At 45.2% G+C, this 17,493-nt stretch carries 15 protein-coding genes; 10 read left to right on the plus strand and 5 right to left on the minus strand.

From position 1 onward, the window contains the following. Window positions 1-222: 222 nt before the first annotated feature. On the plus strand, window positions 223-663 hold the full coding sequence (locus tag AC51G0_RS11560; RefSeq protein WP_496298580.1) for a cytochrome C: 441 nt from the start codon (window positions 223-225) through the stop codon (window positions 661-663). Window positions 664-715: 52 nt separating this feature from the next. Here AC51G0_RS11560 and AC51G0_RS11565 read toward each other — a convergent pair whose 3' ends face one another. Continuing rightward, window positions 716-1,636: a LysR family transcriptional regulator gene (locus AC51G0_RS11565; protein WP_496298581.1), complete on the minus strand. Its 921-nt coding sequence runs from the start codon at window positions 1,634-1,636 to the stop codon at window positions 716-718. A gap of 90 nt (window positions 1,637-1,726) precedes the next feature. Beyond that, the gene (locus tag AC51G0_RS11570; RefSeq protein ID WP_496298582.1) at window positions 1,727-3,358 is read right to left on the minus strand and encodes a methyl-accepting chemotaxis protein; all 1,632 of its coding nucleotides are present in this window, start codon (window positions 3,356-3,358) and stop codon (window positions 1,727-1,729) included. Window positions 3,359-3,738: 380 nt separating this feature from the next. Here AC51G0_RS11570 and AC51G0_RS11575 point away from each other — a divergent pair, with 380 nt between their 5' ends. The 5 genes from AC51G0_RS11575 (at window position 3,739) to AC51G0_RS11595 (ending at window position 8,363) form a co-directional block, all read left to right on the plus strand. Next, entirely contained in the window at window positions 3,739-4,557 is an 819-nt protein-coding gene (locus AC51G0_RS11575) for a phosphate ABC transporter substrate-binding protein (protein WP_496298583.1), read from the plus strand. 110 nt (window positions 4,558-4,667) lie between these two features. Continuing rightward, window positions 4,668-5,579: a phosphate ABC transporter permease subunit PstC gene (pstC, locus tag AC51G0_RS11580; protein ID WP_496298584.1), complete on the plus strand. Its 912-nt coding sequence runs from the start codon at window positions 4,668-4,670 to the stop codon at window positions 5,577-5,579. 5 nt (window positions 5,580-5,584) lie between these two features. Then, entirely contained in the window at window positions 5,585-6,451 is an 867-nt protein-coding gene (gene pstA, locus AC51G0_RS11585; RefSeq protein ID WP_496298586.1) for a phosphate ABC transporter permease PstA, read from the plus strand. A gap of 17 nt (window positions 6,452-6,468) precedes the next feature. After that, entirely contained in the window at window positions 6,469-7,218 is a 750-nt protein-coding gene (pstB, locus tag AC51G0_RS11590) for a phosphate ABC transporter ATP-binding protein PstB (RefSeq protein WP_496298587.1), read from the plus strand. Window positions 7,219-7,559: 341 nt separating this feature from the next. Beyond that, window positions 7,560-8,363: a phospholipase A gene (locus tag AC51G0_RS11595; protein ID WP_496298588.1), complete on the plus strand. Its 804-nt coding sequence runs from the start codon at window positions 7,560-7,562 to the stop codon at window positions 8,361-8,363. Between the two features lie 68 nt (window positions 8,364-8,431). Here AC51G0_RS11595 and AC51G0_RS11600 read toward each other — a convergent pair whose 3' ends face one another. The 3 genes from AC51G0_RS11600 to AC51G0_RS11610 all read right to left on the minus strand — a co-directional run bounded on the left by AC51G0_RS11600 (window position 8,432) and on the right by AC51G0_RS11610 (window position 10,495). Next, window positions 8,432-8,719, minus strand: coding sequence for a hypothetical protein (locus AC51G0_RS11600; protein ID WP_496298590.1), 288 nt, complete (start codon window positions 8,717-8,719; stop codon window positions 8,432-8,434). A 162-nt stretch (window positions 8,720-8,881) separates the two neighbouring features. Next, window positions 8,882-9,496, minus strand: a complete 615-nt coding sequence (locus AC51G0_RS11605) for a LysE family translocator (protein WP_496298591.1) — start codon at window positions 9,494-9,496, stop codon at window positions 8,882-8,884. 63 nt (window positions 9,497-9,559) lie between these two features. Next, entirely contained in the window at window positions 9,560-10,495 is a 936-nt protein-coding gene (locus tag AC51G0_RS11610; RefSeq protein WP_496298592.1) for a LysR family transcriptional regulator, read from the minus strand. A gap of 159 nt (window positions 10,496-10,654) precedes the next feature. Here AC51G0_RS11610 and AC51G0_RS11615 point away from each other — a divergent pair, with 159 nt between their 5' ends. The 4 genes from AC51G0_RS11615 (at window position 10,655) to AC51G0_RS11630 (ending at window position 17,218) form a co-directional block, all read left to right on the plus strand. Then, window positions 10,655-11,794: an efflux RND transporter periplasmic adaptor subunit gene (locus AC51G0_RS11615; RefSeq protein WP_496298594.1), complete on the plus strand. Its 1,140-nt coding sequence runs from the start codon at window positions 10,655-10,657 to the stop codon at window positions 11,792-11,794. Between the two features lie 3 nt (window positions 11,795-11,797). Next, on the plus strand, window positions 11,798-14,902 hold the full coding sequence (locus AC51G0_RS11620; RefSeq protein ID WP_496298595.1) for an efflux RND transporter permease subunit: 3,105 nt from the start codon (window positions 11,798-11,800) through the stop codon (window positions 14,900-14,902). Between the two features lie 230 nt (window positions 14,903-15,132). Continuing rightward, a complete protein-coding gene (locus tag AC51G0_RS11625) occupies window positions 15,133-15,528 on the plus strand; it encodes a hypothetical protein (RefSeq protein ID WP_496298596.1) in 396 nt (131 codons plus the stop codon). 67 nt (window positions 15,529-15,595) lie between these two features. Next, window positions 15,596-17,218 carry a mechanosensitive ion channel family protein gene (locus AC51G0_RS11630; RefSeq protein WP_496298598.1) on the plus strand — a complete coding sequence of 541 codons (1,623 nt, stop codon included), beginning with the start codon at window positions 15,596-15,598 and terminating at the stop codon, window positions 17,216-17,218. The last annotated feature ends 275 nt before the right edge of the window (window positions 17,219-17,493 follow it).

Below are 17,493 nucleotides of genomic sequence, written 5' to 3' on the forward strand. Positions count from 1 at the left end.
GAAAAGTTGCTGCCTTTATCATCAAAGCAAACGAAATCGGCAAATTAGTTCCAGGTGCGGATACTGTTGTTAGCATATGTGACAATCAGAGACCTAATATCCATGCGCTTTCTATGGCCATATACCCCATAACCTTCGATTCATATTCTACACTTGTCATTACGTTACTCATTCTCAGGTTGTCAGCTGTCGTTGGCACAGTGCTTATACGGAGTGATATCCATGAACAACAATAAAATTCTAACCGTGCTATTGATTGTGTTTGGGCTCAGTGGATGCGAACAAGTGTCGACAGGCTTTAGCCTGCCAGTCGGGGATCCGACACAAGGAGAGCAAGTTTTTTTGAGTATGCAGTGTTTGAGCTGCCATGAAATGGAAGGCTTTGAGCGGCCAGAGGGGACAGACGATAAATTATCTGTCGCTCTAGGAGGAAAGGTTCAGAGTCTGAAAACTTACGCTGAGCTTGTTACTTCTGTCATCAACCCATCCCACCAGCTGGCAAAAGGCTACGATGTCTCAGAAATACAAGTCTCTGGTGAGTCAGTTATGCCTGTCTATAACGATATCATGACAGTAGAACAGCTTGTAAATCTCATCACTTTTCTTGAATCTCGTTACGAGCTTGAACCCTATACCCAAACAAAATACATCATGTATCACTAGCAGGTTTTATTAGAGTCAGTGTATAAAGACAATCATTTATACACTGGCTCTATTAAAATAAATTACGATCCCAGAATGCGGGCTCACCGATATGTTCACGTACAAAGTCGATAAAGACCTTCACTTTTTCAGGCAAGAACTTATGGCGAGGATAAATCGCATACAAGGGCATGTGCTGGTTTAGTTGCCAATCAGGCATTAGGCGGATCAAGCGCCCTTCTCGAAATTCATTTTTGAGCAAATAGGTTGCCAAATAACCAATCCCGTTTCCGGCCAACGTCGCGTCTCTAATTGCATCTGCAGAATCGACACGGTAGTTGCCTTTGACCTTCACTTGCAAATCGGCCTGCCCGTTACAAAAGCGCCATGAGGTATCTTTCCGCTCACGACTGTAATAAGTAATGCAATTATGCTGCTTCAAATCTTCCGGGTGGTAAGGCACACCATGTTTGGCTAAATAGTCAGGACTGGCCGCCAACACAAACTGGCAATCAGTCAAATGCCTGGCCACAAACCCTTCCGGGGGGGAGTCCATGATCCCGATCCATAGATCAAGCTGCTCAGAGATCAGATCTACCCGGTGATCAAACAGGCTCATTTCCAGATCCAACTGAGGATACCGCTCATGAAATTCTGAGATATAAGGACCAATATGATTCAGGGCAAATGACTGCGCGATACCGACACGCAAAGCTCCTTGCAAGGTATTTGAGTCAAGCAACAGCTCACTTTCCGCCTCATTAATCTCATCCACAATATTGGCGCAGTGAACAGCAAAATGGCGGCCGGCTTCTGTCAGGGCAAATGAACGGGTTGTGCGCTGGACAAGCTGAACCCCTAACCGTTGCTCTAACTGCTGAACCAGTTTACTTACCTGCGTTCTGGAGATATTGAGCAACTGCGCGGCACGGGTAAAGCTCTGCTGCTTGGTCAGAGCATTGAACACAACCATTTGTTGGGCTTTTTTGAGCATGAGTACCTTTAGTTCTAGCAGTTTCTTTTTGCGCTGAAAACAAAAAGACCTGTCAATGACAGGCCTTTTATCTGGATATTGTAAGTCAGGTTACATTTTAAAGAAAGAAAGCTGCTGCTTTTGCTTCTCTGCTAGCTGAGAAAGCTCGCTACTTGCAGCGGCACTCTGACTAATCCCAGCAACATTCTGATTAATGATTTCAGACATGTTGGTGACATTGCGATTAATGTCTTGTGTCACTTGTGATTGCTGCTCGGCTGCAGTCGCAACCTGAGTGTTCATATCGCTGATTTGCACTACGGATTCAGTAATGCCGACCAATGCATCATTGGCCTGGCTTACCAACGACTGGTTTCGCTCAAGCATCTCCAGGCTCGACTGCATACTATCGTTTGCATTATTAGATTGTGATTGCAGCTCTTCAATAATAGCCTGAATTTCTTGGGTAGAATCCTGCGTACGTGCTGCAAGCATACGGACTTCATCGGCGACAACGGCAAAGCCTCGACCAGATTCACCAGCACGAGCAGCTTCAATCGCAGCATTCAATGCCAGCAAGTTGGTTTGCTCAGAAATTCCCTGGATCACCTCAATCACTTTGCTGATTTGCTCGGATTGCTCTTTCAGGCGAGTCACAACACCTGCGGCATCAGATAACGTTTGTGTCATCTGTATGCTGGCTTCGTTGCTTTGCTCAAAAATGCTCAAGCCTTCTCTTGCCAACCCATCAGTTTGCTTCGCCGTTGAATCTGCAGCGGTGGCATTATCACTGACGTTATCTGCCGTACTCGATAGCTCATTAACCGCAGAAGCAACCTGGTCAATTTCATTGAGTTCAGCCTGGGCATTCACTTCGGACTGTGTCATCACCGCAGCAAGTTCCGTTGACGCTGATGCAACATCTTCACTAATACGAACTAATGCATCCACCGTCGTATGAAGCTGATCAACAGTCGTATTCACATCACTACTTAACTGCGCAATTTCGTTGGTGCCATCTTGCTCGGCACGCACACGTAAGTTGCCTGAAGCGACCTCGCGCATAATCGACTGCAATGTAACTATCGGGTTAACAATTAGACCGGATAACCACCATGCGCAGAAAAGCGCAAGGATAAGAACACTTGCCAGCCCAATGAAAATGGATGACATCAAGGTATCATAATCTTCTTTCGAGTCCCCCTGCAGCACACGAGCCAATCGGTTAACCTCGTCTGACAGTGCCGTAATCGCCTCAACCATCACATTACCGCTAGCACGAAACTGGACGGTATAACGAGCATACTCATCATCAGATACCAACCCCTGGTGACGTCTCTCCAACATAGGGATCATCGTATTCAGGCTGAAGCGCAAATAACTGTCCATCGCACTCTTTGCTGTATCAACCTCTTCTTCAAGCCCTTTTACACGGCGAAGGTTGGCGAGCGTGATACCATTTTGCTTCATACCTTGGTTTAGCTCTGAGGCCAGGCGGCTTAGCTGTTCAGGATCATATAGGCTATAAATCGCACTGATGCGCATCATGTAAGTATTATTGATTAAGCCAGCGACTTTATCTTTACTGTCTACTACGGAAGACACCGTGTTATCTAGCTGGATTTGCTCTTCTTCTAAACTGTCTCCAGCCACGAACACAGCAATACAGAGCGTGATAGCCAACAAAAAAACAGGAAGCAATACCTGTTGTCGGATAGAAAGAGTTTTTAATGATAGTGACATTACAACCTCAATAACCTCTAAAAATGCGCTTCCATGCACTACACAAAATTGCATTTATTATCTATGTTTAACCCGATAAAAGATAGAAAAACATCACAAAAAATCATGAATAAACATCAATAGAATCAGCAAGATAACCTCATCCAGCCAGTCAATACATTGACGCGCTTCGTCATAAAATCAACACCCAGCCCCCTATCCTTGTCTTTATCCGATAGAAATTTACTTCAGCAGCGACTCGTATGGTTATTAGGCATTTATGACTATCGTCATAGAGTGTTCAAACTTCTGAAACATGACTGTCATAAAACTCTCCTAATCTTGGCTTCGTTCATTCAAACCTATTGGCAATAAGGCCAAGCTTTTTAAGGATTAGGAAAATGAAAACACAGGTTATTGGTGCACTAGCCCTAGCAGGTTCAATGGTATTCAACACTGCAATAGCAAATGAGACTGTTTCTGTTGTAGGCTCAAGCTCCGTATCACCAATCATGGAAGTTCTTGGTGAAACCTATGCAAAATCAAATAACGTAACTATCGAAGTACAGGGCCCTGGCTCATCTGCCGGTGTTCGCGCTGCACATGATGGTTCATCTGATCTTGGTATGAGCTCTCGTAATCTTAAGTCTTCTGAAAAAGCAGACAACATCAAAGAAGTGGTTATTGCCCGTGACGGTATCGCTGTTGTCGTTCACAACAACAACCCAGTCGCTGACCTGACTAAAGAAGAGGTGGCAAGAATTTACAAGGGCGAAATCACTAACTGGAACCAAGTTGGTGGTGAAAACAAGCCAATCGTCGTGGCCACTCGTGATACCGCTTCAGGTACTCGTGGTGCGTTCGAAGACATCATGAAGCTGAAGAAGAAAATCAACGGCATTAAAGTTTCTGCTATCTCTCAGCGTGCACAGGTTGCAAGCGGCAACGGTCAGCTAAAAACAATCGTAGCCAACAACCCGTTTGCTATCGGCTACATCTCTCTAGGTTCAGTTGACGGGTCAGTTAAGCCTCTGGCCATCGACAACCATAAGCCTTCAGTAGAAGCAATTAAATCAGGTGAGTACGGTGTTCAGCGTCCATTCCTAGTGGTGTACAAAGAAGGTCGTCCATCCCAGGCTGCTCTTGAGTTCCTTAACTGGGTCAAAAGCGCTGATGCTCAAAAAATCGTTGCTAATAAAGGCTTCATCTCTGTTAAGTAATAACGCTTAAATATTTGTCCGGTCAGCGTCATGATGACGATGGCCGGTCTTTCTTGATTCCTCGGTATTTGAATAAGCCTTTTGCTTGATCAGTATCTGGAGTAAACACTATGACCATCGCAAATAATATAGAAAATCAAATCAAAGGATCTTCGCTAAAAGCCAAAGATAAAATCGATTGGCGCGAAATATTCTTTAAATACCTATTTTTGAGCAGTGCAGCCCTTGGTATTTTGTCTCTTATTACTATCGGCTATTTCATCTTCCGAGAAGGTTATGCCGCGATTGAGCACTCGGGTATAACGGGTATCGTTTTAGGCACTGACTGGTTACCGCCAGCGCTATACGGTATTGCTCCGATGATTGTCGCCTCTGTCGTATCTACAGCCGGTGCCGTTGTTATCGGTGTACCAATCGGCGTGCTAACCGCTATTTTCATCGCTGAAGTCGCGCCTAAACGCCTTGCCGATATTATTCGGCCGATGATTGAACTGCTAGCGGGTATTCCGTCTGTGGTTTACGGTTTCTTCGGCCTGGTTATCATCGTACCGCTGATCCAAGACTTCTTTGCTGTACCAGCCGGTAACACGGTTCTGGCGGGTATTATTGTTCTGGCAGTCATGATCCTGCCTACCGTAATTACGGTTTCTGAAACCTCGATTCGTGCTGTACCGCGTACTTACAAAGAAGGCTCTTTGGCGCTGGGTGCATCACACATGTTTACGATTTTTAAACTGCTCGTGCCTGCTGCACGCTCTGGCATCATGACCGGAGTCATCCTGGGTGTCGCACGTGCACTCGGTGAAACCATGGCCATCATTATGGTAATGGGCAACTCCCCTGCCATGCCGGAAGGTATATTGGACTCAGCCCGTACACTAACGGCGAACATTGCAATCGAAATGTCGTACGCAACCGGTATTCACGCCAGTGCGCTTTACGCCACTGGTATTGTATTGCTTGTCTTCATCATGATGCTAAATGCCGCACTTCTTTATCTAAACCGTGAGCGTGCGAGGTAACCACTATGTCTTTACAATCAACCAATGCTGCCAAGCAGCAGCTTAAAGATAAAATTTCACTGGGTGTTATCTGGCTTTCGGCGTCAATCACGGTGGGTTTCCTGCTGTGGGTTGTCTGGTACATCCTGAGTAACGGCCTGTCACACGTTGACTGGACTTTCGTTACTAGCAACTACACCACCATCGGCCAGGAATCCGGTATTTGGCCAATGATTGTATCAACCCTTTATATGGTTGCTGCCTCAATCGCTGTTGCTGCGCCGCTGGGTATCATGACAGCCATTTACCTAACAGAGTATGCCAAGGTCGGTAGCAAGCTAGTCAAAGTGATCCGCTTCTGTACCGAATCCCTGGCCGGTATCCCGTCGATTATCTACGGCCTGTTCGGTATGACCTTCTTTGTGGTTGTGCTTGGCTTTGGTTACTCGATTCTGTCGGGCGCCCTGACCCTTAGTATTCTAATTCTTCCGGTGATTATCCGTACCACGGAAGAAGCATTAATGGCTGTACCTCAAACTTACCGTGAAGGTTCTTACGGTTTGGGTGCATCCAAAATCTACACCATCTGGAGACTTATTCTGCCAAGCGCGATGCCAGGCATTGTAACCTCCATCATCCTCAGCGTAGGTCGTGTTATCGGTGAATCTGCACCGGTATTCATGACAGCAGGTATGGTTGCCCGTATCCCAGAGAGCATGCTTGACTCTGGCCGTACGCTAACCGTCCACCTGTATAAGTTGACCCAGGAACTCTACACCATTCATGAATGGAACCAGGCGTATGCAACCGCCACCGTTCTGATTGTGATAGTTCTTGTGATTAACCTAATTACTAAATTGATTGCCAGCCGATTCAACACTGCGACTTACTAATTTTGAGGAAGAAAACCATGAATAAATTTAACATTGAAAATCTAGACCTTTACTACGGCGAAAACCAGGCTCTGAAAAAGATTTGCCTACCGATCCCTAACCGCCAAGTAACAGCACTGATTGGCCCGTCAGGTTGCGGCAAGTCTACCCTGCTGCGCTGCCTGAACCGTATGAACGACCTGATTGAAGGCGTGAAAATTGACGGCCAGCTAACCATGGATAGCGAAGATGTCTACGGCAACATCGATGTAGCACAGCTTCGTATCAAAGTGGGCATGGTTTTCCAAAAGCCAAACCCGTTCCCGATGAGCATCTATGAAAATGTTGCCTACGGCCTGCGTGCCCAGGGCATCACCGACAAGAAGCGTCTTGACGAGGTAGTGGAAAAATCTCTTCGCGGCGCAGCACTGTGGGACGAAGTAAAAGATCGCCTGAAATCACACGCATTCGGCCTGTCTGGTGGCCAGCAACAGCGCCTATGTATTGCCCGTACCATTGCTATGGAACCAGAGGTGATCCTGATGGATGAACCAACATCGGCACTGGATCCAATTGCAACCAAAAAGATTGAAGATTTGATGGAGTCATTGAAGAAAGACTTCACCATCGTAATTGTGACCCACTCAATGCAGCAGGCGCGACGTATCTCTGACCGTACCGCTTTCTTCCTGATGGGTGAACTGGTTGAACACGATGATACACATGCACTATTTAACAGCCCACGTGATGATCGCACCCGTGGTTATGTGAATGGTGACTTCGGCTAAGCGAGCGAATACAAAATACTTCCTCAGCTCGCAGGCTATGTAAGCAAATAATAATAGCGATGGTACTCTTGCCCCCTTCTTGAAGGGGGCTTTTTTTGTTTGTTTACATTCATTTAAACGACACCATTCAACCAGCTACTCTTAATGGTGACAGATGAAATAATAAGCGCTATTAGTTTTCGATATAAAAGTATTATTTCGCCACCAACCAAGAGCACTTACACCATAAGTTACACAACAGTCAATAAGGTGCTAACAGGATGCTACAAACATAACCAAAAGATAACCAACCTCAAGCATTCATCATATACCTCACTAATAGGAATTGTTAGAATGCTTTTTTGGTATTTTTCTTAACCGTTAATATGCGCATAATTTACTATTTTTTATTTCTTATTTTTAGTCTAGCGACACCTTTTTCTTACGGAAAGAGCTTAAGTAAGCCTGGAATCTATGATGATACTTACTTCTTAGCTACGTATACGACTGACATTAATGAAAATGTCTATAGATTAGCTAATGATTCAGAATTATCTCAATTAAATAATTTTGAAGCTAAATATCAATTCTCATTTTCAGCCCCAATAATTCGAATAACTAATAGAATGTCATTAATGGCTTCTTATACCCAGCTATCTTTATGGCAATTAGGAAATTCAGAAGTCTCAGCACCTTTCAGGGAAACAAACTACCAACCTCAACTTTTTTTCATGCACAAAGGGAACTTTATACTATTCAATAATATAGAATACGGTTATAGACACCAGTCCAATGGACGAGGTGGAGAGATATCAAGAAGTTGGGAGCGATTCTACTTATCCCTTGAGAAGATAAATAGAACTGTTGATTATGGTATTCAAGGATGGTTAACTACAGGCCTATCTGATAACGATGATATTGAGGAATACATACCACCTTACTCTGTTTGGATGAAAGTGTATAACTCATTTGGTGTATACAATGTTAGATTTCATCAGAACTTCGAAACAAACAGATCGGGTATTGAACTTGGTTACAGCCATAATATAAACAATATATTACGTTTGTATTTTCAAGTTTGGACAGGGTATGGTGAAACGCTAATTGATTATAACCATAATCAAACAAGACTTGGTTTAGGCATCAGTATCCAACCATGGAATTAACATAGTGTCACCATGATAAGGCCACCATTTATGGTGGTCTTATCATAAATTAATATCTGCATGTACAGCTACCTTATGAGCTCTCTTTTGATTCGCTGAAATTCACCGCCATGATCTGGGAATTTTAATGTTGATCGAGTCACCCCAAAGCTCATTGTTATTGTCATTTTTTCTTCATCAATATTAAACCAAGTAACCTGATTTTTGTTTATATAAGCCTCACGACTTGAACTGTATTCAATCCCTCTTATTCCTCCAGACGTTTCTAATAGCTCTCTAATTGCACCTCCCGACGTTTCGTGAAGATCTTTTATCCCGTTCTTCAAGCTGATTTTTACAATATTATTGTTAATCATAACTTCCCCTAAAGAATACTTACCAAGCAAAGACTTATTGGGATTATCATTCGCCAACAAATTAATTATATGTCATCAAATAGAAACGGGACACTTCACTCCTACCTCGATGCAATCATTATCATATGTGTTAGCTACCAACGCTTGAGCTATGCACTTTCATTACTGACGCATAAACAATAGGTTGCCGCCTGATATACCTAAAAATACTGAGCACCCTCGATTAAAGAGTTTAGCCATTTTTGGCTTTGAAAACCAATGCCTTAGATATAACCCGAATAAAGCGTATATTGATATAGCTAGCAGCTCCAATAAAAGAAACGTGCTACCCAAAATAAAAAATTGCTCATTTACATTAGCACTTATATCCACAAACTGAGGTAGGAATGCAGTAAAAATAAGTATGGCTTTGGGGTTACCTGCCGCCAATGTAAACTCTTGCTTTGCCAAACCAAAATGACTTTTAGTCCTTACTATATTCTTTAATTGGCTTGATTCAGAACACCAAAGCTGCACCGCGATCCAAAGTAAGTAAAGTGCACCGACTAACTTTATTGAAAAAAAGATCGTTTCCGACGTGTATAGAATGACAGCCAACCCTGAAGCAGCTAAAGCTATCATCCCAGAGAAAGCCAGAATTCTTCCAAGCCCCGCAACAACGGCCGCTTTAAAGCCATAGCAACGTGCATTATTCATCGATAGTAAGTTGTTCGGCCCCGGAGCCATATTCAAAGCAAAGCATGCCGGTATGAAAAGAAGTAGCTTCAATATCTCCATTGGATCTCCCTATTTAAAACTATCACCCTGCTAAGTAGTTACCTGCTGTATACGGGTAGTCGGCTACACCACCATTCCACGGACATCGGCTTCCACATTGGTACAGATCGGCATCTTCTCAAATTCGGTCAACATAAAATCAATAAACGTTCTTACCGTCAGTGACAAGTGTTTACGCGAGGGGTATACCAGCCAACCATATTGCATGGTCGGTTCATAATCAGATAACAACCTTACCAGCATGCCTTTATTGATATAAAAATCAGCCAAAAACTCCGGGATAAACACCACGCCGCGATTTTGCAAACAGGCTTCCATGATCAACGGTACGCTATTCATTATCAGGTTACCGGACACAGCAATCGACGTACCTTTGTCCAGGGGGATCTCATTTAATATCTGACCACTTGGAAATCGATAGCGGATAAAGTTATGGTTTTGCATCTCTTCCGGTGAATTCGGCATCCCATGCTTGGCAATATATTCCGGTGTTGCATAATAACCAAACGAAGCCGAATTGAGCGGTCGTGCTATCAGACTAGAGTCCTCCAGTGTTTCCCCTGCCCCCACCCGCAGCGCAACATCAATATGTTTCTCAACCAGGTTGGATTCTTCGGAACAGTTGATCACCTCGACGCTGATCTTCGGATACATATCCATGAACTTAAATATGATCCGACCGATATCAAGAATATTTGGAAGAGGCAGTAATTGTACCCGCAAGTGCCCGGATATTTCATAAATTGGCGCCGTAACTTCTTGAATACTTAGTTCCAAATCATTCAAGATTGTTTTAGTTCGCTCGTAAAACTTGGCTCCGGCATCGGTCAGCTGCATTGAGCGGTTATGGCGATGAAAAAGCAGGATTTTTAGCTCATCTTCCAATGCTTTGATTCGGCGACTAAGGTTCGACTTTGGTAAATCAAAGATTTCCGAGGCACGAACGAGGCTTCCTGCATCCACAATTTGATGGAAAAGCTTTATATCTTCCGTTTTCATCTATCACCTTGTTTGTTCACAAACTATCGTAATTGTAAAGCAAATTGACGCTGTTATTAGTTGCAAAAAATAGAACAACACTTTCCAAATAGTCCGGTTATTCGCAACTTAAGTAAAGAGTATAGTTTCCAGTAAGATATAACAACAGGAAATACAACCATGAAACCGGCCGCCCTCAGCCTGCTTGCAATCATGCTCTCCACTGTCTTGACGGGATGTGATGAAGCAGAAAGCGCAATCCAACCATCAGCCGTCGTCCGGCCAGTCAAGCTTATGACTATCGACGACAGTACATCGCAGCAACTACGTGTTTTCCCTGCAAAAATTGCTGCAAGCCAGCAAGCCGATCTAGCATTTCGCATTAATGGCGAATTAGTAAAATTGGGACTAACCGAAGGCCAACATGTTGAAAAAGGCCAGTTGCTTGCCCAGCTTGATGATCGTGATGCAAAAAATGCCCTGCTAAATGCTGAAGCGAACCACGACTTGGCTGACGTCGACTACAAGCGAAAGCAAGAACTGTACAAGCGAAAACTGATTTCAAAAGCTGAGTTTGATACCGCTAAGGCAACGCTGAAATCTGCCAAGGCTTCGCTGTATTCAGCTCGAGACCAGCTCGCCTATACCCGTTTAGAAGCCCCTTTTCCCGGCACTATCGCTAAGGTAAACCTGGATAACCACCAAATGATCCAGGCAACTCAGGTTGTATTGACCCTACAGGGCAACAAGCAAATTGATGTCCGAATTCAGATCCCGGAATCCCTGCTACTGTCACTAAAAAATGTCTCTTTTGATGAAGCATTCAAGCCAACGGTACGCTTTCATGCTCCTCAGACTCTGGCTCTGGAAAACGGCTTTACCCCAACCTTAACGTCTTCTGGCCAACACAATACTTATCCGGTGCAATACAAAGAACACGCCAGTACTGTCAGCCCAGGTAGCCAAACCTATGAGGTTGTGTTCAGCCTGACACCACCAGAGAACTTAAATATTCTGCCAGGTATGAGTGCCGAGCTCCTGCTTGATATGTCAGAGTTCAACACCACTGGCCATGCCATCACAATACTGCCGCTCACAGCCATTGTACGCAGTGATGACACCAACGAAACCAATGTATGGCGCTATAACTCCGATAGCAGCACACTTGAATCTGTATCGGTGACACTCGGACAAGTACGCGCAAACGGTATTGAAGTTCTATCAGGCCTACAGTACGGCGATACCGTTGTTGCCGTGGGAGCCACTGCAGTCAAGCCCAACATGGAAGTTAAACCCCTTCGCTGGGAACGAGGCGTTTAATTGATGAATGTTGCACACTATAGTATCAAGAACAAAGTCATCAGCTGGATGTTCGTCCTGCTGATGTTAATCGGTGGTGCGGTTTCTTTTACTGGTTTGGGCCAGCTGGAATTTCCTGAATTCACTATCAAAAACGCCCTGGTTATCACCCCATACCCTGGCGCCTCGCCAGAACAGGTAGAAGAAGAAGTCACCCTGCCGCTAGAAGATGCCATCCAGCAAATGCAGCAGATCAAGCACATTACATCGATTAACAATGCCGGCCTTTCTCAGATCGAAGTCGAGATGAAAGACGAATTCGATGCAACTGAGCTGCCGCAAATATGGGATGAACTGCGTCGCAAGGTCAATGACACTATCGCCGACTTGCCACCTGGCACTATGCAGCCTCAGATCATTGATGACTTTTCTGATGTATTTGGCATTTTGATGAATATCCAGGGCGAAGGTTATAGCTACCGGGAACTGGAGAACTATGCCAATTACCTACGGCGAGAGCTGGTCCTAATTGATGGTGTTAAGAAGGTCTCCGTTGTTGGCGCGCCCGAAGAACAAGTTGTTGTCGAAATCAGCCAGCAGAAACTTTCGGCGCTGGGCCTTGACCAGAATTACATCTATAGCCAGATCCAAAACCAGAACGTCGTTTCCAATGCAGGCAAGATCCGTATCGGTGAAGGCCGGATACGTATCCACCCAACGGGTGAGTTCGATGACGTCAGCGAAATGAACCGTCTGCTAGTAAGCCCACCGGGAAGTGCCAACCTGGTCTATCTTGGCGACATTGCTACCGTCTATAAAACAACGACTGAAACCCCAACCCTGCTGTATCACAACATGGGGCATAATGCGCTTTCCTTGGGCGTCTCATTCACTTCTGGTGTTAACGTGGTTGATGTTTCCAACGCCATTTCCGCCAAGATCAGCGAACTGGAGTCGCAACTACCGCTGGGAATGAACCTCAATACCGTTTACGACCAAGGGGCTGTGGTTGATGTATCTGTCACCGGGTTTCTAATCAACCTGGCTGAATCTGTTGCAATTGTTATCGTAGTATTGCTTGTCTTTATGGGCCTGCGTTCCGGTTTGCTGATGGGAGTGGTGCTGCTACTTACTATCTTCGGTACGTTTATCGTTATGAATGTACTAAGCATTCAGCTTCAGATCATCTCGCTTGGCGCGCTGATCATTGCACTGGGCATGCTGGTTGATAACGCAATTGTCGTCACCGAAGGGATCCTGATTGGTATTCAGCGTGGCCAAACACGTTTCGAAGCCGCAGGGCAAGTTGTAAAGCAAACCCAATGGCCGTTACTCGGTGCAACGATCATCGCTATCATTGCATTCGCGCCGATTGGCTTGTCTCAGGATTCAACTGGTGAATTCTGTGCATCTTTGTTCCAGGTCTTGCTGATCTCACTGTTTATCAGCTGGATCACGGCCATTACTATTACACCTTTCTTCTGCCACCTGTTGTTCAAAGATGGTGAAGTCAGTGACGAACCGCAAGAGCTTTACCAGGGTTGGTTCTTCAACCTTTACCGAGGCCTGCTTAACGCAGCCATGCGCTTTCGCGTCGCTACCCTAGTATTAGTTATCGCGATGCTAGTGGCCGCAGTTATCGGTATGGGCCATGTGAAAAATGTGTTCTTCCCGCCATCAAGCACGCCTATTTTCTTTGTTGATATCTGGCTACCAGAAGGAACAGATATTCGCGGCACAGAAAACTTCGTCTCCAAAGTCGAAGACGATATTCTCGGCTACGAGAAGAAAAACGATGTGGGCTTAGCAAATCTGACTTCAGTCATTGGCCAGGGTGCACAACGTTTCGTTCTGCCGTATGTACCGGAGAAAGGCTATGATGCTTACGCTCAGCTCATCATCGAGATGGATGATCTGGCAGTACTGAATTCAAACATGCCGAAGCTAACGGCCCACCTGCGCGATAGCTATCCTGAAGCTGAATTCAGAGTGAAGTTCCTGGAAAACGGTCCTTCTCCGGCAGCTAAGATAGAGGCACGTTTCTATGGTGAAGATCCTCAGGTACTCCGTCAGCTAGCCCACCAGACAGAGCAAATCTTCCTGGCTGAGCCAACGGCTGAAAATGTCCGTCACAACTGGCGTAATCAAGTAACCGTTGTTCGACCGCAAATGAATTTTGCCCAGTCCCGTGAGGTTGGGATCAGCAAGCAAGATCTCGATACAGCATTACTGGTTAACTTCAGTGGCCAAACAATCGGTACCTACCGTGAGCAATCACACCTGATGCCTATTTTAGCCCGAGCCCCTGAACAAGAGCGACTCGATGCCAATAGCCTGCTCAAACTGCAAGTATGGAGTTCAGAAAACAGTACTTTTGTCCCTGTCACCCAGTTGGTTTCATCATTCGACACCGAGTGGGAAAACCCTATCATCATGCGCCGTGACCGTAAGCGTATGATAACTATATTGGCCGATCCGGTACTTGGCAGCGGTGAAACCGCTGACTCCGTCCATCGCAAATTACGGGACAAAGTGGAAGCTATCGGGCTTCCGGATGGATATACCCTGGAATGGGGCGGTGAATACGAAACCTCCCGTGATGCGCAGGCAAGTATCTTCAGCTCATTACCTTTAGGCTATCTGGCGATGTTCCTGATCACCGTGGTTCTTTTCAACTCAGTCAGGCAGCCATTGGTTATTTGGTTCAATGTTCCACTTGCGATTATCGGTATCGCATCTGGCCTATTGCTGCTAGATGCACCACTGAGCTTTATGGCCATTCTCGGCATGCTCAGCTTAAGCGGCATGATCATCAAAAATGGTATTGTGCTGGTTGATCAGATCCGTGCCGAGATTGAATCGGGTAAATCACCCTACGACGCAGTCTTTGACTCATCAGTCAGTCGTGTAAGGCCGGTTGGTATGGCGGCAATTACCACCATGCTTGGCATGATCCCACTTCTGTTTGACCCATTCTTTGTGGCGATGGCAGTAACGATCATCTTCGGTTTGGGATTTGCGACGCTACTGACCTTAGTTGTACTACCCGTCAGCTATACCCTGATTTTCCGCATTCCGACTAAAGTGAAGCAAACAATCACCACAGAGGGAGAGCAAGCTATCGCTTAACGAAAAAGAACAAAGCTAACTTGTGTACTTTTTCATTATTTTTGTTAACACTCGCTACTTGCCCATACCTCTTGGTATGGGCTTTTTTTTTCCAAAACTTTGACCGTGCGCTGACATTTTCACACAACCTCTTCTTAATATAAAAACGCTGTTTTCAAAGTCGGCGGTATTGTCTATTTTTAAATAAATGCATGAGCGAATTATATTTTTCTGAATTATAGGGTGATGTTATGCAGAGGTGTAAAGAAATCACGCAAGCAACAACCTGGGTTAACCTGCTAACTAAACAAAAGAAGAACCCCCGATTAGTCGGCATATTGCAATCATCCATTCCTCTCGCCAGGCAATATCTTATTTGCTGCCGGAACAGTGAGCTGATGTCATTCTATAAAACTAGAAATGTTAATCTGCAGCTGATGGCTGAAACCATTGCCGTCTCGGCCTGCGACACCCTGATCTGCGACCGCCAACATTATAATGCCCTAATCTACATTTTAAGCCTCCGGCAGCACCCTATGACCGTTATCCTTAATCAGGAAGACTATATGCCTGACTGGTGCAGCCAGCTATCCAATCACCGTTTTTTATGTCAGCAAGATATAGGCTGCAAGGCATTAGTGCCCTGAACAATGACAGCAAGGGGTCGATCTCCTGCTGTGATATTTTCAATCAGTTAGCAGAGTGAGCCGTAACATGCGCATACTGATGATTACCATGCTTTTCATCTCGTCATTGGTATTGGCCGACCAACACGATGAACAATCACAAAAGCTGGCTTTGCTGGATCAAGAAATTACCGCCCTCTACCAAGAATCCCTGACCAAATCAGGCTCGGCAAAAAGTGTCGTTGAAATGCAGCTACTCAACAAAAATGACGAGCTGCGTAATGTCATCAAGCACTTAATCGACAGCCGCACCGAAGAAACCGCCCCTTTGTTGCTACAGCATGTAAAGCAACAAGTGACCTTCATTTCGCAGGCATCTGAATTTCTGAGTGAAAAAATTACCGCTGACGAGAAAAAGCTCGACGAGGCCAGTCAGGAAGAAAAGTTGATGGTGCAAAAGTCCCTAGATGAAGCACGCCGTTTCTATACCCGGATGCTTGGCGAACAATGGGTGAACTATAAATGGCTCGAACTGCTCGGCACACCCGATCCTGAAAGTGCGCAAGCGCTCGTCGACGATATTAAGCACCGGCTAGACTTCATGTCAGCTTCTCTCACCTTTGATAGCCAACAGGAAGCTCTGCTCACCAAGCAATTGAAAACGGCATCAGAAGGCGAGAAGCCATCGATCCAGCTGCAGCACCTTCTGACTCAGAGGAATGTTGCCAGTGACATCGATAACCTGAATTTTCTTGTCGAGCTGGCTGATAAAATGGAGATCGAGACCACCCAATATACCCAGCAAATGTTTGAGGTGACAGGAAACTTAACTGACGAACTCCTTAAGCCCAAAGTGCTGATCTCGCTGCTTTCAAGCTGGGTAAAAAACGTTGGGCAGTGGTTAGTCGACAATACCCCGCAAGTGCTGTTCAAATTGTTCATTTTTGCTTTCATCATTTTCGTCTTCAGGATCTTAAAAAAACTGACGCGAAGAATGGTCACCCGGGCAGTATCATCACCCAACCTGCGTATGTCTCAGCTGATGCAGGATTTCTTTATCTCAATGAGCGGGAAAGGCGTGTTCATCGTCGGGTTGTTGATTGCCTTGTCGCAAATCGGCCTTAACCTGACCCCAATCCTGACAGGTTTTGGGGTGGCGGGCGTGATCATAGGCTTTGCACTACAAGATACCCTGTCCAACTTTGCATCTGGCATGATGTTGCTGATCTACCGCCCTTTTGATGTCGGTGATTTTGTCGAGGCAGGCGGTGTTTCAGGCAAAGTCAGCCATATGAGCCTGGTCAGCACCACAATCAAGACATTTGACAACCAGATCATGATTGTCCCGAACAGCAAAATCTGGGGCGATACCATCAAGAACGTGACCCATGAGCGTGTACGCCGTGTCGATATGGTCTTTGGTATTGGCTATGGTGACAGTGTCGAACAGGCCGAGCAGGTACTGAACGATATTGTTGACACACACCCTGCGATACTGCGATCCCCAGAAAAAACCATCAAGCTACATACCTTGAATACCTCGTCAGTCGACTTTATTGTTCGCCCCTGGGTGAAAACCGAAGATTACTGGGATGTATATTGGGATATTACCCGTGAAGTAAAACTTCGTTTCGACAAAGAGGGGCTGTCCATCCCGTTTCCTCAGCAAGACGTTCATCTTCATATGGTCGACAAAAAAGATGAACGATAAGAACAGCAATAATGTCACGCTGGAAATCATTCAGAAAATCAATGTCACTTGCTTATTAAGCGCACATGAATGGTTAAAATCTATTGAACCGTGTAGAAATGACATCCGCCTAACATAAACCGAGCTAACATTTGGCAAGCTACCCTTAATAAAGGAACAGCCGAGATTAATAAATATTCACAAAAACAGTGATCTTTTCTAATCTATAGGTATTTACGAAGTGTTCATAATAGGGAACTCTTGCTCTATATTAGAGTCATACAAAAAGAAACAGC

It is taken from the genome of Photobacterium sp. HL06 (assembly GCF_059552575.1).